24 protein-coding genes are annotated in these 26,204 nt (G+C 67.2%); 14 read left to right on the top strand and 10 right to left on the bottom strand.

Annotation, left to right across the window (positions count from 1 at the left end; all coding sequences use genetic code 11):
- Positions 1-108: 108 nt before the first annotated feature.
- Genes dapD through queG form a run of 3 tightly spaced genes read right to left on the bottom strand, consistent with a single transcriptional unit; the run spans position 109 to position 2,781 of the window.
- Positions 109-951 carry a 2,3,4,5-tetrahydropyridine-2,6-dicarboxylate N-succinyltransferase gene (gene dapD, locus B5J99_RS06055; protein ID WP_117351880.1) on the bottom strand — a complete coding sequence of 281 codons (843 nt, stop codon included), beginning with the start codon at positions 949-951 and terminating at the stop codon, positions 109-111.
- Positions 948-1,622 (bottom strand): pyrimidine 5'-nucleotidase, encoded by a 675-nt coding sequence (locus tag B5J99_RS06050; protein ID WP_117351879.1) that lies wholly within the window; start codon positions 1,620-1,622, stop codon positions 948-950. Before B5J99_RS06050 ends, dapD begins: the two co-directional genes overlap by 4 nt.
- A gap of 13 nt (positions 1,623-1,635) precedes the next feature.
- Positions 1,636-2,781 carry a tRNA epoxyqueuosine(34) reductase QueG gene (gene queG / locus B5J99_RS06045; RefSeq protein ID WP_117351878.1) on the bottom strand — a complete coding sequence of 382 codons (1,146 nt, stop codon included), beginning with the start codon at positions 2,779-2,781 and terminating at the stop codon, positions 1,636-1,638.
- Between the two features lie 90 nt (positions 2,782-2,871).
- Between queG and B5J99_RS06040 the strand changes: the two genes are divergently transcribed.
- A complete protein-coding gene (locus B5J99_RS06040; RefSeq protein ID WP_117351877.1) occupies positions 2,872-3,816 on the top strand; it encodes an ABC transporter ATP-binding protein in 945 nt (314 codons plus the stop codon).
- Entirely contained in the window at positions 3,809-5,005 is a 1,197-nt protein-coding gene (locus B5J99_RS06035; RefSeq protein WP_117351876.1) for an ABC transporter permease, read from the top strand. The genes B5J99_RS06040 and B5J99_RS06035 overlap by 8 nt, the downstream gene beginning before the upstream one ends.
- Positions 5,006-5,080: 75 nt before the next feature.
- On the opposite strand, the gene phbB is transcribed toward B5J99_RS06035, so the two are convergent.
- From phbB to hflK, 4 genes are all read right to left on the bottom strand, one after another.
- Positions 5,081-5,803: an acetoacetyl-CoA reductase gene (gene phbB, locus B5J99_RS06030; RefSeq protein ID WP_054135142.1), complete on the bottom strand. Its 723-nt coding sequence runs from the start codon at positions 5,801-5,803 to the stop codon at positions 5,081-5,083.
- A 280-nt stretch (positions 5,804-6,083) separates the two neighbouring features.
- Positions 6,084-7,613, bottom strand: coding sequence for a Do family serine endopeptidase (locus B5J99_RS06025; RefSeq protein ID WP_211337883.1), 1,530 nt, complete (start codon positions 7,611-7,613; stop codon positions 6,084-6,086).
- A 146-nt stretch (positions 7,614-7,759) separates the two neighbouring features.
- Positions 7,760-8,611, bottom strand: a complete 852-nt coding sequence (gene hflC / locus B5J99_RS06020) for a protease modulator HflC (protein ID WP_054135141.1) — start codon at positions 8,609-8,611, stop codon at positions 7,760-7,762.
- Positions 8,611-9,753 (bottom strand): FtsH protease activity modulator HflK, encoded by a 1,143-nt coding sequence (hflK, locus tag B5J99_RS06015; RefSeq protein ID WP_069051149.1) that lies wholly within the window; start codon positions 9,751-9,753, stop codon positions 8,611-8,613. The genes hflC and hflK overlap by 1 nt, the downstream gene beginning before the upstream one ends.
- A gap of 135 nt (positions 9,754-9,888) precedes the next feature.
- Between hflK and B5J99_RS06010 the strand changes: the two genes are divergently transcribed.
- The 4 genes from B5J99_RS06010 (at position 9,889) to B5J99_RS05995 (ending at position 16,017) form a co-directional block, all read left to right on the top strand.
- On the top strand, positions 9,889-10,869 hold the full coding sequence (locus B5J99_RS06010) for an Mrp/NBP35 family ATP-binding protein (RefSeq protein WP_117351874.1): 981 nt from the start codon (positions 9,889-9,891) through the stop codon (positions 10,867-10,869).
- Positions 10,870-10,871: 2 nt separating this feature from the next.
- A complete protein-coding gene (locus B5J99_RS06005) occupies positions 10,872-13,175 on the top strand; it encodes a molybdopterin cofactor-binding domain-containing protein (RefSeq protein ID WP_245991766.1) in 2,304 nt (767 codons plus the stop codon).
- 26 nt (positions 13,176-13,201) lie between these two features.
- Positions 13,202-14,200 (top strand): ferrochelatase, encoded by a 999-nt coding sequence (gene hemH / locus B5J99_RS06000; RefSeq protein WP_117351873.1) that lies wholly within the window; start codon positions 13,202-13,204, stop codon positions 14,198-14,200.
- A gap of 233 nt (positions 14,201-14,433) precedes the next feature.
- Positions 14,434-16,017, top strand: coding sequence for a helicase HerA-like domain-containing protein (locus tag B5J99_RS05995; protein WP_117351872.1), 1,584 nt, complete (start codon positions 14,434-14,436; stop codon positions 16,015-16,017).
- A 135-nt stretch (positions 16,018-16,152) separates the two neighbouring features.
- Here the strand turns inward: B5J99_RS05995 and B5J99_RS05990 are convergent, their stop codons facing one another.
- Positions 16,153-16,581, bottom strand: coding sequence for a CBS domain-containing protein (locus B5J99_RS05990; RefSeq protein ID WP_054135138.1), 429 nt, complete (start codon positions 16,579-16,581; stop codon positions 16,153-16,155).
- Between the two features lie 141 nt (positions 16,582-16,722).
- On the opposite strand from B5J99_RS05990, the gene B5J99_RS05985 reads away from it, so the two are divergent.
- From B5J99_RS05985 to B5J99_RS05975, 3 genes are read left to right on the top strand one after another with little or no spacing between them, the layout of a single operon-like run.
- A complete protein-coding gene (locus B5J99_RS05985; RefSeq protein WP_054135137.1) occupies positions 16,723-17,013 on the top strand; it encodes a hypothetical protein in 291 nt (96 codons plus the stop codon).
- Positions 17,014-17,054: 41 nt separating this feature from the next.
- Positions 17,055-17,462: an acyl-CoA thioesterase gene (locus B5J99_RS05980; protein ID WP_117351871.1), complete on the top strand. Its 408-nt coding sequence runs from the start codon at positions 17,055-17,057 to the stop codon at positions 17,460-17,462.
- A 59-nt stretch (positions 17,463-17,521) separates the two neighbouring features.
- Positions 17,522-18,322 carry a Rossmann-fold NAD(P)-binding domain-containing protein gene (locus B5J99_RS05975; RefSeq protein WP_117351870.1) on the top strand — a complete coding sequence of 267 codons (801 nt, stop codon included), beginning with the start codon at positions 17,522-17,524 and terminating at the stop codon, positions 18,320-18,322.
- Between the two features lie 251 nt (positions 18,323-18,573).
- Here the strand turns inward: B5J99_RS05975 and B5J99_RS05970 are convergent, their stop codons facing one another.
- Together B5J99_RS05970 and tsaD are read right to left on the bottom strand one after the other, a co-directional pair.
- Positions 18,574-19,563, bottom strand: a complete 990-nt coding sequence (locus tag B5J99_RS05970; protein ID WP_117351869.1) for an NAD(P)H-dependent glycerol-3-phosphate dehydrogenase — start codon at positions 19,561-19,563, stop codon at positions 18,574-18,576.
- Positions 19,560-20,606 (bottom strand): tRNA (adenosine(37)-N6)-threonylcarbamoyltransferase complex transferase subunit TsaD, encoded by a 1,047-nt coding sequence (gene tsaD, locus B5J99_RS05965; RefSeq protein WP_117351868.1) that lies wholly within the window; start codon positions 20,604-20,606, stop codon positions 19,560-19,562. The genes B5J99_RS05970 and tsaD overlap by 4 nt, the downstream gene beginning before the upstream one ends.
- 41 nt (positions 20,607-20,647) lie before the next feature.
- On the opposite strand from tsaD, the gene hemC reads away from it, so the two are divergent.
- The 5 genes from hemC (at position 20,648) to B5J99_RS05940 (ending at position 26,198) form a co-directional block, all read left to right on the top strand.
- Positions 20,648-21,640, top strand: a complete 993-nt coding sequence (hemC, locus tag B5J99_RS05960; protein ID WP_117351867.1) for a hydroxymethylbilane synthase — start codon at positions 20,648-20,650, stop codon at positions 21,638-21,640.
- Positions 21,640-22,353: a uroporphyrinogen-III synthase gene (locus B5J99_RS05955; protein WP_117351866.1), complete on the top strand. Its 714-nt coding sequence runs from the start codon at positions 21,640-21,642 to the stop codon at positions 22,351-22,353. The genes hemC and B5J99_RS05955 overlap by 1 nt, the downstream gene beginning before the upstream one ends.
- Positions 22,350-23,264, top strand: coding sequence for a mitofilin family membrane protein (locus B5J99_RS05950; RefSeq protein WP_069051156.1), 915 nt, complete (start codon positions 22,350-22,352; stop codon positions 23,262-23,264). Before B5J99_RS05955 ends, B5J99_RS05950 begins: the two co-directional genes overlap by 4 nt.
- Positions 23,265-23,269: 5 nt before the next feature.
- Entirely contained in the window at positions 23,270-23,902 is a 633-nt protein-coding gene (mobA, locus tag B5J99_RS05945; RefSeq protein WP_117351865.1) for a molybdenum cofactor guanylyltransferase, read from the top strand.
- Between the two features lie 163 nt (positions 23,903-24,065).
- A complete protein-coding gene (locus B5J99_RS05940; RefSeq protein WP_117351864.1) occupies positions 24,066-26,198 on the top strand; it encodes a transglycosylase domain-containing protein in 2,133 nt (710 codons plus the stop codon).
- Positions 26,199-26,204 lie beyond the last annotated feature (6 nt).

Genomic DNA, 26,204 nt, shown 5'->3' with positions numbered 1-26,204 from the left:
TTTCGTGTCTTTCCTCTTTTTCGTCACCCCCGCGCACGCGGCGGTCCCGCTTGTGCGCTGTCGTTTCGGCAGTAGCGGGATTGCCGCTTTCGCGGGAATGACGAGAGGTCAGCTGCGCAGCAGCTCGTTGATTCCGGTCTTCGAACGCGTCTGCGCATCGACCGTCTTGACGATCACCGCGCAATAGAGCGACGGGCCGGGCGAGCCATCGGGGAGCGGCTTGCCGGGCATCGATCCGGGGACGACCACCGCATAAGGCGGCACCTTGCCGTAATGCACTTCGCCGGTGGCGCGGTCGACGATCTTGGTCGATGAACCCAGATACACGCCCATCGAAAGCACCGCGCCCTCGCCGACGATCACGCCCTCGGCGACTTCGGAGCGCGCGCCGATGAAGCAGTTGTCCTCGATGATCACCGGGCCGGCCTGCAGCGGCTCGAGCACGCCGCCGATGCCGACGCCGCCAGAGATGTGGACGTTGCGGCCGATCTGCGCGCAGCTGCCCACGGTGACCCAAGTGTCGACCATCGTGCCTTCACCGACATGCGCGCCGATGTTGACGAAGCTGGGCATCAGCACCGCGTCCTTGGCGATGAACGCGCCGCGGCGGACGATCGAGCCGGGCACCGCGCGGAAACCCGCTGCCTTGAACTCGTCGGCCTGCCAGCCGTCGAACTTGCTGGGCACCTTGTCCCACCAGTGCGCGCCGCCGGGGCCGCCGCTGATTTCTGCCATCGGGTTCAAACGGAACGAGAGCAGCACCGCCTTCTTGAGCCACTGGTTGACCTGCCAGCCGCCCTTGCCGTCGGGCTCGGCGACGCGCGCCACGCCGCTGTCGAGCAGCGCGATGGCTTCGGCGACATCACGGCCCACCGCGCTGCCGGGGCTGGTGTTGAGGGCGTCGCGGCCGTCCCAGGCGGCTTCGATGCGGGTCTGGAGTGTGTCGGTCATCGGGCAGTCTCCTGTGTCAGCGCGGTGAGCCACTCGCCCAGCGCGCTTATCTCATGGTCGATAAAGTCGTGTTCGGCCTCATGCGTGCCGCCATCCGATCCGTTGTTCATCCACACCGTAGTCATGCCCAGCAGCTTGGCGGGCTTGAGGTTGCGCGCGAGATCATCGACGAAAAGCGCCGCTGCAGGATCGATCGCGAGGCTGTCGACAAGGCTGGCATACGCCGCGGAATGCGGTTTGGGCTGGTATTGCGTCGCGTGGATGTCGTGGATCGCCACGAACTGGTCGCGCAGGCCGAGCCGGTCGAGCACGCGGCCTGCATAGGTCACGTCGCCGTTGGTGAAGATCAGCTTGCGCCCGGGAAGTTGCGCCAGCCCTGCTGCGGTAACCGGGCAGGGCTCGATGCGGCCCATGTCGATATCGTGGACGTAATCGAGGAAATGGTGCGGATCGACGCCGTGGTCGAGCATCAGCCCGGCCAGCGTGGTGCCGTGCTGGTAATAATAGTCTTTCTGGATGCGCCGCGCCTCGACCAGATCGACCTGCATCAGATCGGCGACATAGGTCCCCATGCGCTCGTCGATCAGCGCGAACAGGTCCGTCTCCGCCGGGTAGAGCGTGTTGTCCAGATCGAAGATCCAGGTGCGGACGTGATCGAAGGGCGGGAGCATGATGGAATTGCGCCTAGACCGGCGCGGGCGCGTCGGCAAGCCGCCATTCGGCCTGCACGTCCGCGTCCTGCTCGTGCGCGATGCGGGCAGCGCGCTCCGCCTCCCAGCGCGCCGGGTCGAGCTCGGCCAGCGCCCACACCGCCGCGCCGCGCACCACCGGGTCGGCATCGTCGAGCAGCGCCGCGACCGCCGGGGCCAATGCCGGATCCCCGCTATTGCCCGCCGCCACGGCCGCATTGCGCACCATCCGCACCCGCCCGCTGCGCTTGATCGGCGATCCGGAAAACACAGCGCGGAACTGCGCATCGTCGAGCGCGAGCAGATCGGCGAGCGAGGGCGCGGCAAGCTCGGCGCGCGGCAGGAACGCCTGGTTGCGGTGCGCGGCATCGGCAAACTTGTTCCACGGGCAGACCGCGAGGCAATCGTCGCAGCCATAGACATGGTTGCCGATGCCAGCGCGCAGTTCGGCGGGGATGGGCCCGGCATGCTCGATCGTCAGATACGAGATGCAGCGCCGCGCATCGAGCCTGTAGGGCGCGGGAAAAGCGTTTGTCGGGCAGACGTCCTGGCAGGCGGTGCACGATCCGCAAAGGTCGGCGCTCGCACCGCTCGGCGCGAGTTCGAGCGTGGTGTAGATCGCGCCCAGGAATAGCCAGCTGCCATGCTCGCGGCTGACGAGATTGGTGTGCTTGCCTTGCCAGCCCAGCCCTGCCGCCATCGCCAGCGGCTTTTCCATCACCGGCGCGGTATCGACGAACACCTTGACCTGAACGTCGTCGCTTTGCTCGACCAGCCAGCGCGCAAGCGCCTTCAGCGCGGTCTTGACCGTCTTGTGATAATCGCCGCCCTGCGCATAGACCGATATACGCCCTAGGCCCGGATGCTCGGCCAGCGCGAAGGGATCGCGCGCAGGCGCATAGCTCATCCCCAGCATGATCACCGATCGGACATCGCTCCACAGCGTGGCCGGGTCGGCGCGCTGGTCGCTGCGCGCCTCCATCCACAGCATGTCGCCATGGCAGCCTTCAGCGAGCCAGTCTTGCAGCCGTGCGGAGGTCTGCGGCCCCAGGCTCGCGGGCGCAATCGCGCAATCGGCAAAGCCCAGCCGCGCGGCCTCAGCTGCAATGTCCGTCTCAAGGTTTTTCTTGCCGCTAACCATATTTGTCCGCTACCCGATTAAGGCCTTTCCACCAAGACCGATGGGCTATCCGTTGACCCCGCCCAAAACCCCAATGCCCAAGGACCAGCCGTGACCGCCAATGCCATCGAAGCGCGCGGGCTGGTCAAGATCTTCGGGCGTCAGCGCGCGGTCGACGGGGTGGACCTCACCGTCCCTGCCGGCAGCATCTTCGGCATCTTGGGACCCAATGGTGCAGGCAAGACCACCACCTTGCGGATGCTGCTGGGCATCGTCGATCCGGACGAGGGCACGCGGACATTGCTGGGCACCGATCATCCGCTCGATGTCGCCAAGCGCGTGGGCTATCTTCCCGAGGAGCGAGGGCTGTATCCCTCGATGAAGGCCTATGACGCGATCGCCTTCATGGGCGCGCTGCGCGGGTTGCCGCTGGCCGAGGGGCGCAGGCGGGGCAGGGCGATGCTCGAGGAGCATGGCCTGGGCAAGGCGGCCGACAAGGAGGTGCGCACGCTCTCAAAGGGCATGGCGCAGACGGTGCAGTTGCTTGGCACCCTGGTGCACGATCCCGAGCTGATCGTGCTCGACGAGCCGTTCTCGGGGCTCGACGCGCTCAACCAGGCCAAGCTCGAGCGGCTGATCCGCGCGCAGGCCGACAAGGGCGTCACCGTGATCTTTTCCACTCATGTCATCGCACATGCCGAACGGCTGTGCGAGCGTATCGCCATCATTGCCGGCGGCAAGGTGCCGTTCACCGGATCGGTGTCCGAGGCGCGCGACCGGTTGCGCCCGCAGGTGCGGCTGGAGACGCGGTCGCTCGACGGGCCATGGCGCGCGGCGCTGCCCGCCGATGCCGCGCCTGAGGGGCATTTCTGGCATTTCACGCTTCCCGAAACCGGGGTCGAGCCCTTGCTGCGCGCGCTGATCGAAGGCGAGGCGGGGATCCAGTCGCTGTCGATCGAACGCCCCGGGCTGCACGATGCCTTTGTCGCGATCGCAGGCGCCGATGCCGCGCGACAGCTTGAGGAAGAAGCGCTGCAGGAGGGTTCCGATGCCTGAACTTTTGCGCGCTGCCTGGGTGATCGCCAGGCGCGATTTCGCCGCGATCATCTTTTCCAAGGCGTTCTTCTTCTTCCTGCTCGGCCCGGTCTTTCCGCTCGCGATCGGCATTGCGGCGGGCAGCATCGGCGGGCAGGTCGCACGCGATATCGACCGGCCCAGCTTCGCGCTGGTGATGTCCGCTCCCGATTCAGAGGCTGCGCTGGCGGCGCGCACCGCACTCGCCACGCAGCTGGGCGAGGGCAGGGTGCCGGTGCTGGTGGCGCGCCAGGCCGACCAGCCCGAACGCCTGCTCGATGCGACACAGGACACCCGCTTTCTGGGCGTGCTCACCGGAAGCCTCGCAGACCCGCAGCTGATCGGCACCGAAGCCGAGATCGAGCGCTGGCAGGGTCCGCTCGAGCTGCTGGTCGAGCGCGCGCGCGCCGGGCAGGCGGCACAGCCCGCAAAGCTTGAGACTCGCGCGGTAGCCCAAAGCTCGGGCGCGCAGGAGCAGGGGCGTCTGGTCACCGCGCAGGTCGGTCAGGCCTTGCTGGTGCTGCTCACCATGCTGCTCGCCGGCATGGTGCTCTCCAATCTCGTCGAGGAAAAGACCAACAAGATCATCGAGATCCTCGCGGCAGCCGTGCCGATCGATGCGATCTTTCTGGGCAAATTGTTCGCGATGCTGGGCATGGCGCTGATCGGCATCGCCTGCTGGGCGGGGCTGGCGGTGATTGCGATTCTGGCGGCGGGCAACGGCATGCCGCAACTGCCCGCGCCCGCGACCGGATGGCCGCTGTTCCTTGGCCTTGGCGTTGCCTATTTCGCGATGGCCTATCTGCTGCTGGGATCTTTGTTCCTCGGCATCGGCGCGATGGCGACCACGGTGCGCGAGGTGCAGACGCTGTCGATGCCCGCGACCATGGGGCAACTGCTGTTCTTCTTCCTCGCGTCCTATTCGGTCACCCGGCTGGGCGAGCCGATCGAGATCTTTGCCGCGGCGTTCCCGTTCAGCTCGCCTTTCGCGATGCTGGCGCGCGCGGCGCAGGAGCCCGATGTGCTGCAGCATCTGCTGGCCCTGGGCTGGCAGGCGGCGTGGGTGCTGCTGCTGATCCGCTTCGGCGCGCGGCTGTTCCGCCGCAACGTGCTCAAATCGGGCGGCGGCGCCAAGCGCGGGCTGATCGCCGGGCTGATGGCGAAACCCTGAACGACACTGGCCCTGAAACGCAAAAGGGCCGCGCATCGCTGCACGGCCCCTTGGTGATCTGTGCCTTGTGGGCGATCAGTACATGTGCTGGCCGCCGTTGATCGACAGCGTCGATCCGGTGACGAACGCGGCTTCCTCGGCGGTGAGGAAGACGACACCACGCGCGATTTCCTCTGCCTGGCCCAGACGTCCGACCGGGATCTGCGCCACGATCTTGTCCATCACGTTCTGCGGGATGGTCGAGAGCATTTCGGTGGCGATATAGCCCGGCGCGATCGCGTTGGCGGTGACGCCATAGCGCGCGCCTTCCATCGCCAGCGACTTTGTGAACCCGTGGATGCCCGATTTGGCAGCGGCATAGTTGACCTGGCCGATCTGGCCGCCCTGGCCGTTGACCGATCCGATGTTGACGATCCGGCCCCAGCCGCGGGTGCGCATTCCGGGGAAGCACGCCTTGGCCATGTTGAAGCAGCCGGTGAGGTCGACGCGGATCACCTCGTCCCACTGCTCCCAGGTCATCTTCATCATCGTCGCGTCGCGGGTGATGCCGGCGTTGTTGACCAGGATGTCGACAGGGCCGTGATCGGCCTCGATCTTGGCGACCGCATCCATGCTCTGCTGGTGGTCACCGACATCCCATTTCTGCACGGCGATGCCGGTCCTCTTGGAAAAGGCGCTGGCGGCTTCGTCATTGCCACCGTAGCTGGCGATAACCCGTGCGCCTGCATCTTTGAGCGCCAGGCTGATCGCCTCGCCAATGCCGCGCGTTCCGCCGGTTACGATTGCAATTCTGCCCATGCATACTCTCCTGTCTCGCCCGTGAATCAAGGCTTTCGCGGCCACACTAGGAAGCCGCGGCAGGCAAGACAAGTTGACGCTCGCGAAAAGCGTGGGCGCGGTGGGTGTACGATCTCGTCATTCCCGCGAACGCGGAAATCCCGCTTATGCACAAACGGCTTCACAAGAGCGGGACCCCCGCGTTCGCGGGGGTGACGGCGATGAAGTTAGCCCAATGCTCAACGAAAAGGGGCGGCACCCTATGGTACCGCCCCTTGTCCGTTTTCGCCCTGAGCCGCCCTTACTTCGTGCGCAGGCGTACCGGCAGGAACTGCGGCTGGCCGGTGCGGCGCTGGACGCGCAGCAGCACGGCTTCGCGGTTGGCAGCGCGCGCCTCGGCGATCACCCGGTCGACATCCGCTCCGGTCGAGACCGGACGGTTGTTGATCGAGAGGATCACGTCGCCGCGGCGGATGCCCTTGGTCGCGGCATCGCCCGAAGGATCGACCGCGGCCACCACGACACCCTTGAGCTCGGGCGGCACGCCGATCTGTCGCGCGATCTGCGGGGTCAGTTCGGTCACTGCCATGGCCAGCGCCTGGCGGGTGGCCTGCTCGCTGACCTGTTCGTCCTGATCGGAGAAGTCTTCGGCAGCTTCGGGGTTGAATGCCTGTGCGTTGAGCTCCTCTTCGCTCGGACGCTTGCCGACCGTCGCGGTCAGCGTCATGCGTTCGCCATTGCGCACCACCACAACGGGGATGCGCTTGCCTGGGGCGGTGTTGGCGACGATGAACGACAGCGTCTGATCGGGAGTCACGTCCTTGCCGTCGACCGACACCACGACATCGCCGGCCTTCAGCCCGGCCTTCTCCGCCGGTTCACCCGGTTCGACGCGCTGGATGAACTCGCCGCGCTTCTTGGGCAGGCCCAGCGAGGCGGCAAGATCATCGGTCAGCGGCGTGATGCCGACGCCGAGATAGCCGCGCTCGATCGCGGTTCCGCTGCGCAGCTTCTCGACGATGGGTGCGGCGACTTCGGCAGGGATCGCAAAGCCGATGCCGACGCTGCCGCCGGTGGGCGAGATGATCGCGTTGTTGATGCCGATGACGTTGCCGTTGAGGTCGAACATCGGGCCACCCGAATTGCCCCGGTTGATCGCGGCGTCGGTCTGCAGATAGCGGTCATAGGCGCCGCCCTGTCCGGTGTTGCGATAGACCGCCGAGATGATTCCCGAGGTCACCGTGCCGCCCAGGCCGAAGGGGTTACCGATCGCGAGGATCCAGTCGCCGACACGCGCCTTGGTCGAATCGCCAAAGCGCACGAACGGGAAGGGCTTGGTGCCCGAGATCTTAAGCACGGCAAGGTCCGACTGCGGATCGCGGCCGATCAGCCGGGCGGGGTATTCGGTGCCGTCGGGCATGGTCACGGTGATCGATTCGACCGAGGCATTGCCCTCTGCTGCGATCACGTGGTTGTTGGTGACGACATAGCCATCGGCCGAGATGATGAAGCCCGATCCCAGCGACTGTGCCTCGCGGGTGCCGCCGCCACCGCCGCCTTCGGGCGCGCCGAACAGGCCGCCGAACGGGGTTCCGGCAAAGGGATTGTTGGCCACGCGGACCCGCTGGCGGGTGGAGATGTTGACCACCGCAGGTTGCAGCTGTTCGGTGAGGTCGGCAAAGCTCATCGGCGCGCCGGGGCGCGGGGCGGCTGCCATCATCGCGCTCTGGTCGTTCTGGGCGACCTGCGCGCCCAGTGGCTGGCCGGTGGCCAGCACGACGGCGCTGCCACCGAGCAAAAGGGCTGACGTCACTGCATAAGCGTATCGCACGTGTGATTCCTCTTCATGTCTTAAGACGCGACCACCGGCTTCCCCAGAACACCGACAAGCCGGTGCAAAACCTTGGTACGTCCGGTTTGCAACCCGCGCCTGAACGCAGATTGAATGGTGCGGCGCATCAGGTGCGCCGCACCGGTTTAGCGATTACCCCGACCCTGGAATTCGCGCAGATATTCGTTGTTGGGCGACAGGATGATCGAGGTTTCGCCCGATCCACCCAGGAACGTCCGTTCATAGCTCTGCATTGCACGGTAGAATTCATAGAAGGACGCATCCTTGCCAAAGCTGTTGGCATAGGTACGCGATGCGGATGCATCGGCCTCGGCGCGGATGATCTGCGCGTTCTTCTGGCCCTGCGCGGTGATGGTGCGTGCTTCCTGCTCGCGCGCGGTGCGCATCCGCTGAAACGCGCTCTGCAGCGGGGTGCCCTGCGGCAGGTCGGCGCGCTTGATCTGCACGTCGACGATCTGCGCGCCGTACTGCGATGCGATGCGGTCAAGCCCGGCCTGGATGCGGTCCATGATGCCGCCGCGCTCGGGGCTCAGCAAGGCTGCAAACTGGCGCTTGCCGAGCTCGTTGCGTAGCGCTGAGCCCAGGATCGGGCGAAGCTCAGCAGCGACGCGCTCGACGCTTCCGGCAGAGACGTACATCCGCTCGGGGTCGACGATCCGGAAGCGCGCATAGGCATCGACCTCAAGCCGCAACTGGTCGGTGGAGAGCACCTGCTGCTGCTCCATCTCGACCGCGATCACGCGCTTGTCGACCCAGACGATCTGTTCGGCAAACGGGATGCGCGCGATGAGGCCCGCGCCGGTCTGGCCGAATTCCTCGTTCTCGCGATAGACGTTGAAGGTGCGCACCGGCTGTCCGAAGCGGACGATCACCGCCTGCTTGGTTTCGGGCACCACCGCGACCGAACTTGCCAGCACGATCAGCAGCAATGCGAGCAGGCCGAGCAGCAGCATCGGGCGTTGCATCATCGATCCCATCAGCGTGCCTCCCCGGTCGCTGGCGCAGGCGGCGCAGGGGTCGCTTCCACCCGCTTGCGCAGTTCCGGCAGCGGCAGATAGGGGACGACATTGCCCGGTTCGATGATCGTCTTGTCAAGCTTGGACAGTACCCGCTCCATGGTTTCGTAATACATGCGCCGACGCGTCACTTCGGGCGCCATGCGGTATTCCTCGTAGACCTTGTCGAATGCGGCGGCCTCGCCCTGCGCGGCAGCGGTGAGCTGCTGGGCATAAGCGCGCGCCTCGTTGAGGAAGGTCTGCGCTTCCTGCTGCGCGGCGGACACCGCCTTGAATGCTTCGTTGACGGCTTCGGGCGGGTCGGCCTTCTTGATCGCGACGCCCTGGACCTGGATGCCCGAGCGATAGCCGTCGAGCAGCTCCTTCATCCGCTGCTCAACCTTCTGCTCGACCTCGATACGGCCAGGGCCGATCGCATCATCGAGCGTCACTTCGGCCACGCTGGCGCGCATCGCGGCTTCTGCCGCCTCGCGGATGGTTGCTTCAGGATCGGCCAGCTGGAACAGGTAAAGCGTGGGGTCCTTGATCGTCCAGCGCACCGAATAGGCAAGGTCCACCAAGTTCTGGTCGCCGGTCAGGATCAGGTTTTCCTGCGTGCCTGCGGCGGGGATATCGATGGTGCGGATGTTCTGGACATCGACGACCTCGAACGATTCCACCGGCGAGGGCAGCGTCATCGCGATGCCGGGTTCCAGCGTGCGCGAATAGGAGCCGAGGAACGAGACCACGCCGCGCTCCTGCGGGCCGACACGGTGGATGCTGGTGAGCAGCAGCCACAGCACGAAGATCAGGCCGATGGCGATGGGAAGATAGCTCTTGCCGTTGGGACGCCGGGGCAGACCGCCAAAGCCGCCGCCACCAAAACCGCCGCCGCCACCGCCGCGCCGCTTGAACAGCTCTTCGATATTGGATGCCTTGCGGCCACCGGTCGGACTGGCCCCTGCGGGCTGCCACGGATTGCGCGGACCCCCACCGCTGCCATTGTCTGCGCCACCGCCGGATCCGGAATCGCCGGGGCCGCCCGAACCTCCCGATCCGCCGCCCCAGGGGCTGTTGTTGGCCATAGTCGCAATGTTGGAAAACCAGCCGGTCAGTCTTGTCATACTCTCTTTATAGGACGTGACTCCGATAAAAACAGGGGTTTCATGCGCATCTGTTTTGCGGACACGCGCATTTCGTCTAGGCAGGGCAGGGGCTTGCCGGATGATGGTGCGCCGCTTTATGCGCTTGGGACGAATATGGCAGAGCTGAACGAAATTGAAACCGCTGCAGCCGCGGCGAGCGAGGGCAGGGCGAGTGGCGTGCGGCTGCGCGAAGGCGGCGTGGTTTCGCTGGTGCTCGATGTCGGCGGGCTCGATGGCCTCGCGCGCGACCGCATGGAGATCGCGCTCAAGGGCGCGCTGCTCAAGATCGAGGGCGTCACCAAGGTGCAGGTCGCGATGACCGCAGAGCGCCGTCCGCCGCGGCTGATCGTGGTCGGCTCGGGCAAGGGGGGTGTCGGCAAGTCCACCTTTTCCGCCAATCTGGCGGTGGCGATGCACCGCGCCGGGCGCAAGGTCGGGCTGGTCGATGCCGATATCTACGGCCCCAGCCAGCCGCGCCTGTTCGATTGCGAGGATGTCAAACCCACCGCGCGCGACGACAAACTGGTGCCGGTGCCCAACGACTATGGCGTGCCTCTGCTCTCGATGGGCCATATCGTGCCGCAGGGTCAGGCCATCGCCTGGCGCGGGCCGATGGCGGGCAAGGCGCTCGACCAGCTGATCAACGCGCAATGGGGCGATATCACCGACATCATCGTCGATCTGCCGCCGGGCACCGGCGACGTCCAGCTCTCGATGCTGCAGAAACACAAGCCGGCAGGGGCGGTGATCGTCTCCACCCCGCAGGATCTGGCGCTGATGGACGCGGTGCGCGCGATCAGCCTGTTTGAACAGGGCAGCATTCCGATCATCGGGCTGATCGAGAACATGGCGGGCTATGTCTGCCCGCATTGCGGCGAATTGTCCGATCCCTTCGGCATCGGCGGCGCGGAAGCGGCGGCCAAGTCGATGAACCTGCCGTTCCTGGGCCGCGTTCCGCTCGACATGGTGATCCGCCGGTCGAGCGATGCGGGCGTGCCGCCGGCATCGGGCGAGGGGCTGATCTCCGACAGCTTCGCCGCGATTGCAGGCCGCATCTCGACCTGGATCGACAACCGGTTCGGGCCGGCAGGCTGAACATGGTGCACATCACGCGGCGCGGCCTGCTGATCACCGCAGCCGCGGGCACCGGACTGACGGTCGCCTGGGCGCTGTGGCCCCGCCGCTATGACAATCCGCCCGGGCTGATCGGCGACGAGGCGGTGTTCGGCGCCTATCTTCGCATCGCCGCCAACGGCACCGTGATCGTCAGCAATCCGCATTGCGAAATGGGGCAGGGGGTGGGCACCGTGCTCGCGCAGATCGTTGCCGAAGAGCTGGGCGCGGACTGGCGGACGATCGCGATAGAGCCCGCGCCGCCGGTTCCGGTGTTCGCCAACACCATGCTCGCGAGCGAATGGGCTCCGCTGCTGCTGCCCCCGGTGCTGGCGCTGCAGCCCGATGCCAACGACATTCTGGTGCGCCGCTGGGCCGCGATGCGCGAGTTCGTGGTGACCGCAGGCGATACCGAGGTCACCGCTTATGAGGCGGGATACCGCGCGGCGGCTGCGACCGCGCGCTCGCTGCTCTGCCAGGCGGCAGCGGACCGCTGGGGCGCAACGGTCGAGGAAACCGATACCCGCGACGGCTTCGTCGTCTGGGGCAACGAGAAGCTGCGCTTCGCCGAACTCGCTGCCGAGGCAGTGGGCTATGCCGTTCCCGATCCTGCGCCGTTGCGCACCACGCTCCCGGGCAATGTCCGCGCCGAGCCGGTGGGCGATGCGCCGCCCTTTGCGCGGTTGGACCTGCCCGGCAAGGTCGATGGCAGCGCCACCTTTGCGGGCGATGTCCGCCTGCCCGACATGGTCTATGCCGCGATCCGTCAGGGACCGGTGGGCGCGACCGCCCTGGTCGGCGTCGATCGCAAGCTGGCCGATGGCGTGACCGGGCTGATCGACATCGTCCAGGGCGAAGACTGGGTCGCGGCGGCGGCGACCAGCTGGTGGGCGGCGGACAAGGCGGTCAACCGCCTGCGCCCGCGGTTCCTCCACAGCGGCAAACGGCGCAGCGGCGAGGATGTCGCTGAATTGCTCGCCAAGGCGATCGAGGGCAAGAGCGGCGATTGGGGCACCGGCTATCGGATGATCGAACGCGGCGAGGGCGATGCGGGCTTTGCCGGGGGCAGGGGGCTGGCGGCGCGCTATGCCATCGCCGCCGCGCCGCATGCGACGCTCGAAACCGGCGCGGTCACCGCGCGCTTTGCCGACAACCGGCTGGAACTGTGGGTGGCGAGTCAGGCCCCGGCAGCCGCACGGCGGCGCGCGGCCAAGGCGCTGGGCATCGCGCTGGCCAATGTGCAGATCTATCCCATGCCCGCAGGAGGATCGTTCGACCGCAGGCTCGATGACGATCTGGTCGCGCCTGCCGCGATCCTCGCGCGCGACCTGCGCCGACCGGTGCAGCTCACCCGCTCGCGTCAGGAAGAGGCGGTGCGCGATCCCGTCCGCACGCCCGTCGCGGCGCGCGTCGCGGCGCTGATCGACGAACAGGCGAACATCGCCGCGCTCTCGGTCAAGATCGCCTGCCCGCCCAGCGCGCGCGAATCGGCGCAGCGGCTGTTCAACGATTCGCACGGCATGGAGGCGATTGCCGACACCAGCGGCGATGCCGACCGGATGGCGGTTTCAGGTGCAATGGTTCCGTACGATATCGCGAACGTCGCGATCGATCATTATCCGGTACGCATCGACATCCCCACCGGGCGCTGGCGCGGCAATGGTGCGAGCTATGGCGTGTTCGTCACCGAATCGTTCATCGACGAGCTGGCCGCGCAGGCGCGGCGCGAGCCCTTGTCGTACCGGGTGCAGATGCTGGGGCAGAACATCCGCCTCGCCAATTGCCTCACCCGGGTGGCGGGGCTCGCCGAATGGGACGGCGGGCTCGACAACAGCGGCCAGGGCGTCGCCTGCTGCAGCTGGAACGGCGCGCACATCGCGGTGGTCGCCAGCGCCTCGCGCGGCGGCAGCGGTACAGATGGCGCAGGCGCGCGCGGCGGCTTTCGGGTCGAGCGATTGTCCGCGGTGGTCGATGCCGGGCGCATCATCAATCACGACATAGCCTTGCAACAGATCGAGGGCGGCATGATATTCGGCCTTGCGATGGCGATGGGGTGCGCCACCGGCTGGACCGATGGTTATCCCGATGCCAGAGCCTTGAGAGACCTTTCCCTGCCGCAACTGGCCGACATACCGGAGATCCGCGTGGACTTTATCGAGAGCCAGGAGCCGCCTGCGGGCCTTGGCGAGATCGGCGTGCCTGCTGTCGCGCCCGCGATTGCCAACGCGCTCGCCTCTGCCACCGGCCTGCGCTTCCGCCAGCTGCCATTGCTGTCAGGTGGCCTGTGAGCGATTTCGATATTTCCAGGTCGGGAATGAAGCCCGATGCCGATCACCCGCCGATCCTGAAGCCCCGCATTGGCGTGCTGCTGATCAATCTGGGTACGCCCGCAGCGCCGACGACCAAGGCGGTGCGCGATTATCTGGGCGAGTTCCTCTCCGACAAGCGCGTGGTGGAAATCCCCGCGATCGTCTGGCAGCCCTTGCTGCGCGGGGTGATCCTCAACACCCGCCCGCAGAAATCTGCGGCTGCCTATGCCGAGGTCTGGACCGACCAGGGCTCGCCGCTCGCGGTGTATTCGCGACGGCAGGCCGAGGCGCTCAAGGCCAGGTTGGGCGATGCGGTGCTGGTCGATTACGCGATGCGCTATGGCCAGCCCTCGATCGAATTGCGGATCAAGGCGATGAAGGAGGCCGGCTGCGACCGCATCCTGCTCGCCCCGCTCTATCCGCAATATTCGGGCGCGACCACCGGCACCGCCAACGACAAGGCGTTCGAGGTGCTGCAGGCGATGCGCTGGCAGCCCGCGATCCGCACTTTGCCCGCCTATCATGATGACCCGGCGCATATCGATGCGCTCAAGCGCAACATCGAGCACGCGATCGCCTCGCTCGATTTCGAGCCCCAAGAGATCGTCACCAGCTTCCACGGCATGCCATTGCGCACGCTGCATCTGGGCGATCCCTATCACTGCCAGTGTCGCAAGACCGCACGGCTTTTGAGCGAGGCGATGGGGCGCGAGCTGGTCGTCTCGTTCCAGTCGCGCTTCGGCCGCGCCAAATGGCTCGAGCCCGCGACCGACGCGACGCTCGAGGCACTGGGCAAGAAGGGCGTCAAGCGCATCGCGGTGGTCGCGCCCGGCTTTTCGGTCGATTGCCTCGAGACGCTTGAGGAGCTGGCAATCCAGGGCCGCGAGCAGTTTGAGCATGCCGGCGGCGAGAAGTTTGCGTACCTGCCGTGCCTCAACGCCAGCGGCGAGGGCATGGACATGCTCGAGACTTTGGTGCGGCGCGAACTGGGCGGGTGGATCTAGGTCTTTACAGGCCCACCCCGCGCGGCAAGCCGCGCTGCCCCTCCCGCAAGCGGGAGGGGAGAGGGACGGCGCAACATTCTCCCCTACCGCTTGCGGGAGGGGTAGCTGAGGCGAAGCCGAAGCCGGGGTGGGCCTGAACTGCCGCGCAACGTGCATACTCTTGTAACCTCCCTCGACTTGCCCCTGCTCTCGCGGCATACATCCGCAAACAGCAGCTGCGGGGAGCACCACCTATGTCCGATATCTTTCTAGGCCTTGGCGGCGGGGAGCGGCAGGTGCTCGTGCTTGCCCGTGCCAACCGGCACGGCATGGTCGCGGGCGCCACCGGCACCGGCAAGACGGTAACATTGCAGGGGATTGCCGAGAGCTTTTCGGCCGAGGGCGTTCCGGTATTCGTCGCCGATGTGAAGGGGGACCTTGCCGGGATCGCGATGCCGGGCTCGCCCACCCACAAGGCGCATGACAAGCTTGTCTCGCGCGCCGCCGAGATCGGGCTCGAGGGCTTTGCCTATTCGGACAACCCCGCGATCTTCTGGGACCTTTACGGCGAACAGGGCCACCCGATCCGCACCACGATCAGCGAGATGGGGCCGCTGCTGCTCGCGCGGCTGATGGGGTTGAACGACACGCAGGAAGGCGTGCTCAACATCGCCTTCCGCTATGCCGATGAAAAGGGGCTGCTGCTGCTCGATCTTGCCGATCTGCAATCGGTGCTCGCCTATACCGCCGAGAATGCGAGCGAGCTTTCCGCCCGGTTTGGCAATGTCACCAAGGCCAGCGTTGGCACCATCCAGCGGCAATTGCTCCAGCTGGAAAGCCAGGGTGCAGGCCAGTTCTTCGGTGAACCCGCGCTCGAGATCGACGATTTCCTGTGCTGCGACGACCAGGGGCGCGGCTATATCAACGTGCTTGCCGCCGACAAATTGATGCAGAGCCCCAAGCTCTATGCGACCTTCCTGTTGTGGCTGCTGTCCGAACTGTTCGAGACGCTTCCCGAGGTCGGCGATCCTGAAAAGCCCAAATTGGTCTTCTTCTTCGACGAGGCGCATCTGCTGTTCGATGACGTGCCGCAGGCGCTCGAGGAAAAGATCGAGCAGGTCGTCCGGCTGATCCGTTCCAAGGGGGTGGGCGTCTATTTCATCACCCAGAACCCGATCGATATCCCTGAAAAGGTCGCAGGCCAGCTGGGCAACCGGGTGCAGCACGCGCTGCGCGCCTTCACCCCGCGCGACCAGAAGGCGATCAAGGCGGCAGCGGACACTTTCCGAATCAACCCCGATCTCGACGTTGAGACCGCGATCACCGAACTCAAGACCGGCGAGGCGCTGGTGTCGACATTGCTCGAGGACGGTTCGCCTTCGGTCACCCAGCGCACGCTGATCAAGCCGCCGCGCTCGCGGCTGGGGCCACTGACCCCCAAGGAGCGCGCGATCATCCAGTCGGTCTCGCCCTATGATGGCAAGTACGACACGCGGATCGAACGCGAATCGGCGATGGAGGTGCTCGCACAGAAGGCCGCCGACGCTGCCGCGGTCGCCGAGGAAGTCGAGGCCAAGGGCAAGGACGAGGTGGCGAAGCAGCCGCGCAAGACGACATCGATCTGGGCCAAGGCAGGGAATGCCGCAGCCGGGGCGGCAGCCGCCTCGGCCGGCGCGGTGATTGCAGGCGCCATCCGCGGCAAGAAGAGCAGCGCGCGCCCGGGTGCCAGCGCGGCAAGCGCGGCCGCGGGCACGGTCGCGACCGAACTGGGCAAGGCGTTCGGCTTTCCGGGCCTCGGCCGGTTCGCGCGCAATCTGCTGGGCGGGCTGATGCGATAGGGGTTAGTGCCCGGCCCCAGCCCTTTTGTCTTCACCCCCGCGAAGGCGGGGGCCCGCTTCTGCCCGAGGGGCCAGACAAAGCGGGATTGCCGCGTTCGCGGGAATGACGGGCAAAAAACTGGAGAACAGCCGCCCTCAAACGCTCTGGATGTAATCCCTCAGCGCCGCGGCCTCGCTTTCGATCTTGTCGATGCGGTACTTCACCAGATCGCCGATCGAGACGAAGCCGATCAAAGTCGTGCCTTCGACCACCGGCAGATGGCGGATCCGCCTGCGCGTCATCAGCGAGAGCGCGGACATCACCGCAGTGTCGGGGGCAACGGTGATCGCGGGCGCGGTCATCGCCTTTTCGACCGGCTGATCGAGAATATCGGGGCCGTCCGAATGCAGCCGGTAGACCAGATCGCGCTCGGAGAAGATGCCGACCACCTCGCCGTCGCGCACGATCGGCAGCGCGCCGATGCGCTTTTCCGCGAGCAGGTTGGCCGCATCGCGCACGGTGGCATTGCAGGTGCATTGGTGGACCGCGCCATCGCGCCCGGACAGAATATTGGCAATGGTCATGACATGCGCCCTCCTAAGCGTTACGCCCGGTCCCTCTGACAAAGGCGGCAATGCAACGAGGTCCGCCATGGCGACTCAAGCAGAGCGATGGTCCCACGAAATGCTTGGAAAGAAAAGGCATCTCGACCTATATCCCCTTCCATGCCCCGCTTTTCCAATCTCGATGATCCCGAATATGCCCGCTTTGCCTGGCGCCGCTACTGGCGGGTGATGGGCTGGATGGCGGCGGCCACGGCGTTGGCGGTGGTGAGCATATTGGGCGTGCTGTTCATGCTGCACGGAACGGTCTCGATCCACATGTACATCGCTGCGGCGCTGGGCATAGGCTTCACGATGTTGCTGACCGCGGCGCTGATGGGGCTGGTGTTCCTTTCCAGCGGCACCGGCCATGACGAATCGATAGACGACGCGCTCGATCCCGAGTCTCCGTGACCGGGGGCCGGAGTGCCGGGTGCCAACCGGGGGGCAATTCCATGACTGAGACCACCGATCGCCTGACCGAGTGTCGCGATCCCGTGCTGCGGGTGGTGCCCGCGCCTGCGGACATCAATTCCAATGGCCATATCTTCGGCGGCTGGGTGCTGGCGCAGATGGATATCGCAGGCGGAATCGTCGCCAGCCGCGAGGTTCAGGGGCCTTGCGCCACTGTCGCTATCGAGGCGATGCAGTTCCTTGCCCCCATCCTGTTGCGCGATATCATCTCGGTCTATGCCGAGGTCGAGCGGGTGGGCCGCACCTCGATTGCGATCCGGCTGGATGTCATCGCGACCCGTGACCGCGGCGAGCAGGAGGTGCGCGTGACCAGCGGCCTGTTCACCTTTGTCGCGCTCGATGACAACCACCGCCCCCGCCCGATCGAGCGCGAAACCCGGCTGGCCTGACGGTCGCAAACTCCCGCAAACGCTTGTCAGCCGCTGCCACGGCATTAGGGTCGCGCGCCATGAGCAGGCTTTTCATCTTCGGCATGGGCTATACCGCCTCGATCCTTGCGCAGCGGCTGCGCGCCCAGGGCTGGCAGGTGCAGGGCACGGGCCGTGCGGGCGACACCGATTTTGCCGACAGCGCTGCCGGCCACGCCGCGCTGGCAGGCGCGAGCCACATCCTCTCGAGCGTTCCGCCCGATCGCGCCAGCAGCACTGACCCGGTGCTCGCCGCTTATGCCGATGCGCTGCGCGCCGCGCCCGCGCGCTGGATCGGCTATCTGTCCTCGACCGGTGTCTATGGCGATGCGCGCGGGGCGTGGGTGGATGAAGGCTCGGCTGTCGGCACCGGCAGGCGCAACGCGCGCACCCAAGCCGATCTCGACTGGCAGGCACTCGACTCGCGTGTCCATGTGCTGCGGCTGCCGGGGATCTATGGCCCCGGGCGCAGCGCGCTCGACCGGGTGCGCGATGGCGGGGCCAAGCGAATCGCGATGCCCGGTCAGGTGTTCAGCCGGGTGCATGTCGACGATATCGCAGGCGGGGTGATCGCATCGTTTGCAGGCCCGGCGGGGGTGTACAATCTCGCCGACGACCTGCCCTGTTCGCAGAATCTGGTGATCGAGGCGGCGTGCCGCCTGCTCGACATGCCGCCGCCGCCGCTGCAGACGCTGGAGGAGGCGAACCTGTCGCCGATGGCGCTTGGCTTCTACGCCGAGAACCGCCGGGTGGCGAACGGCAAGGCGAAACGGTTGCTGGGCTGGGAGTTGCGCTATCCGGATTACGAGGCCGGGTTGGCGGGGATACTGGCGGGGGAGTGATAACGACCCTTCACCATCAGCCGCTTAGCCTGAGCCTGTCGAAGGCCGCGCGCCGTTTGCCCCGGCTGTCAAAGTCCGTCACCCTGAACTTGTTTCAGGGCCCATTTCACGGCTCGCTGCCCACTTCGCAGAAACGCACAATGGGTCCTGAAACAAGTTCAGGATGACATGTTTGGTTACGCGAACAGATTGAATGGCCTTCGACAGGCTCAGACTGAGCGGGGTAGGGAGGCACAGACGAGAGGGGGCGTCTATTCCGCTGTCAGCGGCCTCGCCAGCAGCGCCGCCACCGCAGCGCCCGCTGCGACGTCGCCTGTCAGCAATGCACAAACCGTGTCGACGATCGGCATCGCGACGCCCCGGTCGCGCGCCACGCGCTGCAGCACCGGCGCGGTGAAGGCGCCTTCGGCCACGGTTGCGCGGTCGGCGAGAATCTCGGCGGCGTTACGACCCTCGCCCAGTGCCTTGCCCAGCGAGAAATTGCGCGAGCTCACCGACGAGCAGGTCAGCACCAGATCGCCCAGCCCAGACAGGCCCGACAGCGTCTCCGCCTGCGCCCCGCAGGCCAGGCCGAACCGCGTCATCTCGGCAAAACCGCGCGCGATCAGTGCGGCACGGGCGTTCTGGCCCAGCCCCAGCCCCTCGACCACGCCGCACGCGATCGCGAGCACATTCTTGACCGCACCGCCGATTTCGGCGCCGGTGATGTCGGTGGTGAAATAGGGCCGGAAGGCGGGGCGCGCGATCTGCGGCGCGATCCGCTCCCATTGCGCGTGATCCTCGCATGCCAGCGTCACCGCGGTGGGCTGGCCGCGCGCGACCTCATGCGCGAAAGTCGGGCCCGACAGTACGCTAAGCGGGCGTCCCGGAGCCGCGGCGCGCGCGGCATCGACCATCAGGTCGCCACTCGCCTCCTCGATGCCCTTGCAGCACAGCACCAGATCGGCGGTGCCGGGCGGCAACGCGGCAAGCACGTGGCGCATGTGCTGCGCGGGGGTCACCACCAGCAGCAGCGCGCAACCGGCCAGATCAGCCAGATCGGTGCTGGCCCGGATCGCGGGGTTAAGATCGATCCCGGTGAGATACGCGCTGTTGCGGTGCTGCGCGTTGATCTCCTCGACCACCGCGGGTTCGAACGCCCAGAGCAGCACCTCGCGGCCATCGCTCGCCAGCATCTGCGCCAGCGCAGTGCCCCAGGCGCCGCCGCCGATCACGCCGACCGTTGGTTTGGTGTCGCTCATGCCTTCACTCCTGCGCCGCGCGCCGCTTCTGCCTGTGGGTCGAGCGGCCAGCGCGGGCGCGCGGCGATATCCAGCGGATCGGTCAGCCCCAAAGCGAAGCGTTCTGCTCCCGCCCAGCCGATCATCGCCGCATTGTCGGTGCAAAGCCACAGAGGCGGGGCGACAAAGCCCATATCGTGGCGGTTGGCGAGCGCCTCGAGCGCCGAGCGGATCGCGCCGTTCGCCGCGACCCCGCCTGCGACGACAAGGGTTCGGGGGCTTTCTCCCTCGTCGGCAGAGCCGGACAGAGCCTTTTCGAGCCTGTCGATCAGGCAATCGACCACCGCCGCCTGAAAGCTTGCGGCGATATCCTCGGGCCTATGGCTCCCGCTTTGCGCCGCGCGCAGCACCGCGCTCTTGAGGCCTGCGAACGAGAAATGCGGCTCGGCGCTGCCCAGCAATGGCCGGGGCAGCGGTACCGCCCGCGCATCGCCGGTCTTCGCCAGCGCCTCGACCTTTGGCCCGCCGGGATAGCCCAGCCCCAGGATCTTGGCGGTCTTGTCGAATGCCTCGCCTGCGGCATCATCGATCGTCGTCGCCAGCCTGCGGTACTGGCCCACGCCATCGACCCGCAGGATCTGGCAATGCCCGCCCGAGACGAGCAGCAGCAGATAGGGAAATTCGAGCGATGCATCGGCGAGCCTTGGCGAGAGCGCATGGCCCTCGAGATGGTTGACCGCGATCAGCGGCTTGCCCGCCGCCATCGCCAGCGCCTTGGCGGTGACCAGCCCGACCATCACGCCGCCGATCAGCCCGGGGCCTGCGGTCGCGGCGACCGCATCGACATCGTCGAGGGTGAGCCCGGCATCGTCGAGCGCGGCCTGAATCAGCGGGGTGAGGATCTGGACATGCGCGCGCGCGGCGATCTCGGGGACCACGCCGCCATAGGGACGGTGCGCGTCTTCCTGCCCCGCCAGCCGGTGCGCCAGGATGCTGCGATCGGACCCGATCAGCGCGGCCGCGCTTTCATCGCAGCTTGATTCGATGCCGAGGATGATTGCCATGGGGCTTTCCCTTATCGCTATTGGCCGCTAGCACAAGGTGCATGGGAGAGACATTGCACCCCGGCGCCCGCGCCGACCTGCCCGAAGGCATAGCCGAAATCCTCGCCGACCGGCCCATCCGGCTGGGCACCCGCGCATCGCCGCTGGCGATGGCGCAGGCACACATGACCGCCGCCGCGCTGCGCGCGCGCTGGGGGCTGGCCGAAGATCAGGTCGAGCTGTCGCCGGTGGTGGCGAGCGGCGACCGGATCACCGACCGCCCGCTTGCCGATGTCGGCGGCAAGGCGCTGTGGACGCGCGAGCTCGACTGGTCGCTGGGCGGCGGTACGATCGACCTTTCGGTGCATTCGATGAAGGATGTCGAGACCATCCGCCCCGAAGCTTTCGTGCTCGCCGCGATGCTGCCGCGCGCGGATGTCCGCGATGTCCTGCTGGGCGCTGCGAGCATCGATGCGCTGCCGCACGGCGCGCGCTTCGGCACCAGCTCGCCGCGCCGCTCCGCGCAGATTCGTAGCCTTCGCCCCGATATCGTGCCGGTGCTGTTCCGCGGCAATGTCGCCACCCGCATCGGCAAGCTGCAGGCCGGAGAGGCCGATGCGACGCTGCTCGCCGCCGCCGGGCTCGACCGGCTGGGCGAGACGCTGCCGGGGATCGCCTCGGTGCGGCTGGACAGCGACAGCTGGCTGCCTGCCCCCTCGCAAGGCGCGGTGGGGATCGAAGTGCGCCGGGATGATGCGGCCATGCGCGCGCTGATCGGCGGGATCGACGATGCCCCGACCTCGGCCTGCGTGATGGCGGAACGCGCCCTGCTCGAGGCATTGGGCGGCGACTGCCACTCGGCGATCGCTGCACTGGCGCGGAATTCGGGCACCACGATCCATCTGCGCGCGGTGCTCTATTCCGAAGACGGCGCGCAGCATGTCGCGGGCGACATCCGCTTTGCGGCGAACGATCCTGGCGCACCGGCGCGGCTGGCCGCCGATCTGCTGGCCCAGGCCCCCGAGACGATCACGCGGCTGTTCCATCCGGGCTGATGGCGGGCGCGCGCATCATCGTGCTGCGGCCTCAGCCCGGCGCCACCGCGACCGCGCAGGCGCTGCGCGCCGCGGGGCACGATCCGCTGGTGACGCCGCTGTTCGTCATCGAGCAGGTCGCCTGGAGCCCCGTCGATCCGTCCGCCTATGACGCTCTGCTGGTGGGCAGCGCCAATGTCTTTCGCCATGGCGGCCCGGCGCTCGCGGACCTCAAGGACCTGCCCGTCTATGCGGTGGGCGGCAAGACCGCGCGGATGGCGCTGGACCTCGGCTTCCGGGTGCGCGGCCAGGGGCAGGGTGGTCTCTCCGCCCTGCTGCCGATGCTGGTCGAGGACGGCCATCTGCACATCCTGCGGCTGGCGGGCGAAGACCGCGTCGATCTTCCCGACAGCCGCCTCGCGATCGACACCCGCATCGTCTATCGGTCGCGCGCGCTGCCGATGCCCCCTGCGTTGGCAGATGCGCTGGCCAACCCCTGCGTGGTGCTGCTGCATTCGGCGCGCGCGGCCTCGCACTTTGCCGCCCTGGTCGATTCCGCCGGGCTGGATCGCGGGCGGATCAGCCTCGCCCTGTTCGCGCCTGCGTTGGTCGATGCGGCGGGGTCCGGCTGGGCTGCGGTGCGCGTCGCGGCCTCGACCGACGACCGTGCTTTGCTGGACGTGGCGGACGCCCTGTGCCAGCATGCCGCACCCAATCACCAACCGGAGACATGATGAACCCCGAGACCCCCCGCCCGGGCCGCCCTTCGCAAGGCGCCAGCGGCAGGACGCTGCTGATCCTGCTGGCGCTTGCCTTTGTCGGCGGAGCGACGCTGTCGGGCTGGCTGATCACCCGCTCGGGCTGGTTCACCGAAACGCCTGCAACGCCTGCGCAGACCGCGCTCGACCGCAATGTCATTACCGCAGATCCGGCAGGTCCCGGCGCCGGCGGTCCGCCGCCTGCGATGACAGGCGGCATGCTCGGGGGCCCGGTTTCGCCGCGTGCGCTCGATGTGCGGGTGGCAGAGCTCGAGAACCGGCTGTCGCTGATCAATGTTCAGGCGCAGGAGGCATCGGGCAATGCCGGGCGCGCCGAGGGGCTGCTGATCGCCTTTGCCGCGCGCCGCGCGCTCGACCGCGCCTCGGCGCTGGGCTATCTCGAAGGCCAGCTGCAGCTGCGTTTCGGCGCAGCACAGCCCAATGCGGTCGCCACCATCGTGCGCGCCGCGCGCAACCCCGTCACCATGGACCAATTGCGCGCGCAGCTTGAGGAGATCGGCCCCTCGATCGTCTCGGGTCGCGCCGCCAATGAAGGCTTTTTCGATGCGCTGCAGCGCGAGGCGAGCGAGCTGTTCGTCGTCGAGCAGCAGGGCAGCGTGTCGCAGACCCCCTCGCAGCGGCTGCAGCGCGCCAAGCGCTATCTGGAGGCCGGGCGGGTCGAGGCTGCACTCGCCGAGATCGAGCGGCTGCCCGGAAGCAACAAGGCCGCCGACTGGCTGGCCAAGGCGCGGATCTATGCCGAGGCGCGGCGCGCTCTCGACATCATCGAAAGCGCTGCCATTCTCGAACCTCGCGGCCTGCGCGATGCCGCTGGCCAGCCGATCGAGCAGCCCTCGCCGCTGGCCCCCAAGGCGCCTGCGAACTGAGCCTGATGGATATGTCCCTGCCGCAGGTCGCCGTGGTGCTGGCAGGCGGCCAGTCGCGCCGCATGCAGGGCGAGGACAAGGCGCTGGCGCTGATCGGCGGCGAACGCATGATCGACAGAGTGGTGCGGCGATTGTCGCGGCAGGTGGGGCAGGTGCTGCTGTCAGCGCCGCATGATTATGGCACCGGGCTCGAGGCGATCGCCGATCTCCCCGAAGGCCCAGCGGGACCCGTCGGCGCGATCCGCGCGGCGGCGCTGCATCTGGCGGCGCGCGACGTGCATGCGTTCGTCACCGCGCCGGTCGATGCGCCCTTCGTTCCGGACGATCTGGTCGAACGGCTCGCGGCATCTGCGCCGGTGGCGATGGCCGCAGACGACGGCGGCGGTGGCAGCCCTGGCGCCTGGCAGCCCGCCTTCGCGCTGTGGGATGCGCGCGCGGTGATCGCAGCCCTTCCGGCAGAGGTCTGCGCCGAAAAATGGTCGCTGCGCCGCCTGGGCGAGGCGCTGGGCGCGCGCGCGGTGGAGTTTCCGGAGCCAGGCGCGCTGATGAACGTCAACACGCCGCGTGAACTCGCAATGGCGCAGGCGCTTGCAGGCGATGTGGCAGGCGACGCGCCAGGCGGGCCGGGCACGGCATGAGGCCCCACCGAAACGCCTTGGCGCATGGCACTGGACGCGATATTCAGCAACGCGAAAGCCGGATGCTGCAAAACGCGGCGCTTTGCTGCGGCGCGGCTGATGCGCGCGTTGCATAATGAGCCTGGCACAATGAGCTGGGCACAATGATCGGGGCCGATTGCACATGGCGGTGAAAGACAAGGGTGACAGGGCCGCGTCGAAGCCCAGGCCCGCAAGCGGTCCGCGCCTGTGGTTCTGGCGTTTCGTCAAGATCGGCTCGGCAGCAGCGGTGATCGGGCTGATCGGCCTTGTCGTCGCGGTGGTCACCGTGATGGGTTCGCTGCCCAGCTTTCAGGACCTGAAATCCTCTCCCAACGGCCAGATGATCCTGGTCAAGGCCGCCGATGGCACCGAGATCATGCAACTGGGCCCAAGCTTCGGCGAATGGCTCGATATCGATGACATTCCGCAGGTGATGAAGGATGCGATGGTCTCTGTCGAGGACCGCCGCTACGCCTATCACCCCGGCGTCGACCCGATCGGCATCGGCCGCGCGATCTACAATTCGGTCGCAGGCGGCGGCCGCGTGCGGGCCACATCGACTATCACCCAGCAGCTCGCGCGCAACGTTTTCCTCAGCAACAGCCGTTCCTATACCCGCAAGATCCGCGAAGGCGTGCTCGCGCTGGCGCTGGAGCGCAAGTTCTCCAAGGACCAGATCCTCGAGCTGTACCTCAACAAGGTGTATTTCGGCGGCGGCGCCTATGGCGTGGATTCGGCGGCGCGCAAGTTCTTCAACCATGATGCCAAGACGCTGTCGCTCGCCGAGGCCGCGATCATCGCCGGCTTGGTCAAGGCACCCTCCCGCTATTCCCCCACTGCCGACAGCGAGGCTGCTCTGGGCCGAGCGGGCGTGGTGCTGCAGGTGATGCGGGATGTCGGCACGATCACCCCGGCCCAGGCCGCCGAGGCGGATCTTGAAGGCGTCGAGTTCGCGCCCGAAAAGGGCCAGAATTCGGTGCGCTATTTCACCGATTGGGCATTGCCCCAGCTCGACACGCTGATCGAGGACAATGGCGAGCCGATCGTGGTGTGGACCACGCTCGATCTCAACATGCAGCGCGCAGGCACTGCGGCGATTCAGGCCAATGTTCCGGGCGGTGCGCAGGGCGCGTTGGTCTCGCTCGACCGTGATGGCGCGGTGCGCGCGATGGTCGGCGGCACCGATTACGTCACCTCCAACTACAACCGCGCCACCAGCGCGCTGCGCCAGCCGGGTTCGGCGTGGAAGCTGTTCGTCTATCTCTCCGCGCTGGAGGCGGGCTATACGCCCGAAGACATCGTCACCGACGCGCCGATCACCATCGGCGGCTGGTCGCCGCGCAACAGCGGCGGCAGCTATGCGGGCGATATCACGCTGCGCACCGCCTTTGCCTATTCCAAGAACACCGTTGCCGCGCGTATCGGCGAGGATGTCGGCACCAGCTCGATCGCCAACATGGCGCGCCGCTTCGGCATCACCACGCCGATCACGACCTTGCCGTCGATGGTGCTGGGATCGTCCGAGGTCCGCGTGATCGATATGGTGCGCGCCTTTGCCGGGGTCAGCTCGGGCGGGGTTGCAATTTCGCCTTATGGTATCACCAAGGTCACCACCAGCGATGGCGAGGTGCTCTACAGCCATGAATCCGACATGAGCCAGGTGCTCGTACCGCCGCACGTCACCGCCGGGATGACCGACCTGCTGCAGACCGCGGTCAATGTCGGCACCGGGCGCGCCGCGCAGATCGGACGGCCGGTGGCGGGCAAGACGGGCACCACCAACAGCAACAAGGACGGCTGGTTCCTTGGCTTTTCGAGCGGGATCACCACCGGCGTCTGGATGGGCCGCGACGATGCCCGCCCGGTCGGCGGGCTGCAGGGCGGCACCGCGCCCGCGCGCGCGTTCGCGCAATTCATGAAGGTCGCGGTCGCCAAGCGCAAGGTCGAGCCGTTCGATACCGAGCTCAAGCTTCCCGAGTGGCAGCTAGAGCCCGATGACGAGGCCTATTTCGGCTCGCCCGACGATGTGATCTTCATCGACGAGAACGGCAACCCGATCGATCCGGGCCGCGGCCCGGCCGAGCCCGACCCGTTCGCGCCGCCGCCGGTGCAGCAGCCCGAGCGGCTGGATGACAATTTCATAGATCGCGCGCTTGGCCGTGATCCCGTCAACCGGCCGCAGGTCCGTCAGGCCGAACCCCGGCCCCCGGTGCGCCGTCCGCCGCCGACGCCGCAGGAAGAACGGGTCGCCCCGGCGCTGCGCGACGAGGAATAGCCGGGC

Source organism: Blastomonas fulva (genome assembly GCF_003431825.1).
Classification (GTDB): domain Bacteria; phylum Pseudomonadota; class Alphaproteobacteria; order Sphingomonadales; family Sphingomonadaceae; genus Blastomonas; species Blastomonas fulva.
Note: the sequence above shows the minus strand (reverse complement) of the source record. Positions and strands in the feature narration are given on the sequence as shown.

Excerpts from the sequence above, each read along its gene's own strand:
- hflC (WP_054135141.1), bottom strand. The coding sequence starts at position 8,611 with ATGGGATCGATGATGCAACGCCCGATGCTGCTGCTCGGCCTGCTCGCA.
- B5J99_RS06010 (WP_117351874.1), top strand. The coding sequence starts at position 9,889 with ATGGCAGAGCTGAACGAAATTGAAACCGCTGCAGCCGCGGCGAGCGAG.
- mobA (WP_117351865.1), top strand. The coding sequence starts at position 23,270 with ATGGATATGTCCCTGCCGCAGGTCGCCGTGGTGCTGGCAGGCGGCCAG.
- B5J99_RS05970 (WP_117351869.1), bottom strand. The coding sequence starts at position 19,563 with ATGAGCGACACCAAACCAACGGTCGGCGTGATCGGCGGCGGCGCCTGG.
- B5J99_RS05990 (WP_054135138.1), bottom strand. The coding sequence starts at position 16,581 with ATGACCATTGCCAATATTCTGTCCGGGCGCGATGGCGCGGTCCACCAA.
- dapD (WP_117351880.1), bottom strand. The coding sequence starts at position 951 with ATGACCGACACACTCCAGACCCGCATCGAAGCCGCCTGGGACGGCCGC.
- phbB (WP_054135142.1), bottom strand. The coding sequence starts at position 5,803 with ATGGGCAGAATTGCAATCGTAACCGGCGGAACGCGCGGCATTGGCGAG.
- B5J99_RS05980 (WP_117351871.1), top strand. The coding sequence starts at position 17,055 with ATGACTGAGACCACCGATCGCCTGACCGAGTGTCGCGATCCCGTGCTG.
- hflK (WP_069051149.1), bottom strand. The coding sequence starts at position 9,753 with ATGACAAGACTGACCGGCTGGTTTTCCAACATTGCGACTATGGCCAAC.
- B5J99_RS06050 (WP_117351879.1), bottom strand. The coding sequence starts at position 1,622 with ATGCTCCCGCCCTTCGATCACGTCCGCACCTGGATCTTCGATCTGGAC.
- queG (WP_117351878.1), bottom strand. The coding sequence starts at position 2,781 with ATGGTTAGCGGCAAGAAAAACCTTGAGACGGACATTGCAGCTGAGGCC.
- B5J99_RS05995 (WP_117351872.1), top strand. The coding sequence starts at position 14,434 with ATGTCCGATATCTTTCTAGGCCTTGGCGGCGGGGAGCGGCAGGTGCTC.
- B5J99_RS05975 (WP_117351870.1), top strand. The coding sequence starts at position 17,522 with ATGAGCAGGCTTTTCATCTTCGGCATGGGCTATACCGCCTCGATCCTT.
- tsaD (WP_117351868.1), bottom strand. The coding sequence starts at position 20,606 with ATGGCAATCATCCTCGGCATCGAATCAAGCTGCGATGAAAGCGCGGCC.
- B5J99_RS05985 (WP_054135137.1), top strand. The coding sequence starts at position 16,723 with ATGCCCCGCTTTTCCAATCTCGATGATCCCGAATATGCCCGCTTTGCC.
- B5J99_RS05955 (WP_117351866.1), top strand. The coding sequence starts at position 21,640 with ATGGCGGGCGCGCGCATCATCGTGCTGCGGCCTCAGCCCGGCGCCACC.
- B5J99_RS05940 (WP_117351864.1), top strand. The coding sequence starts at position 24,066 with ATGGCGGTGAAAGACAAGGGTGACAGGGCCGCGTCGAAGCCCAGGCCC.
- hemH (WP_117351873.1), top strand. The coding sequence starts at position 13,202 with ATGAAGCCCGATGCCGATCACCCGCCGATCCTGAAGCCCCGCATTGGC.
- hemC (WP_117351867.1), top strand. The coding sequence starts at position 20,648 with ATGGGAGAGACATTGCACCCCGGCGCCCGCGCCGACCTGCCCGAAGGC.
- B5J99_RS05950 (WP_069051156.1), top strand. The coding sequence starts at position 22,350 with ATGATGAACCCCGAGACCCCCCGCCCGGGCCGCCCTTCGCAAGGCGCC.
- B5J99_RS06005 (WP_245991766.1), top strand. The coding sequence starts at position 10,872 with ATGGTGCACATCACGCGGCGCGGCCTGCTGATCACCGCAGCCGCGGGC.
- B5J99_RS06035 (WP_117351876.1), top strand. The coding sequence starts at position 3,809 with ATGCCTGAACTTTTGCGCGCTGCCTGGGTGATCGCCAGGCGCGATTTC.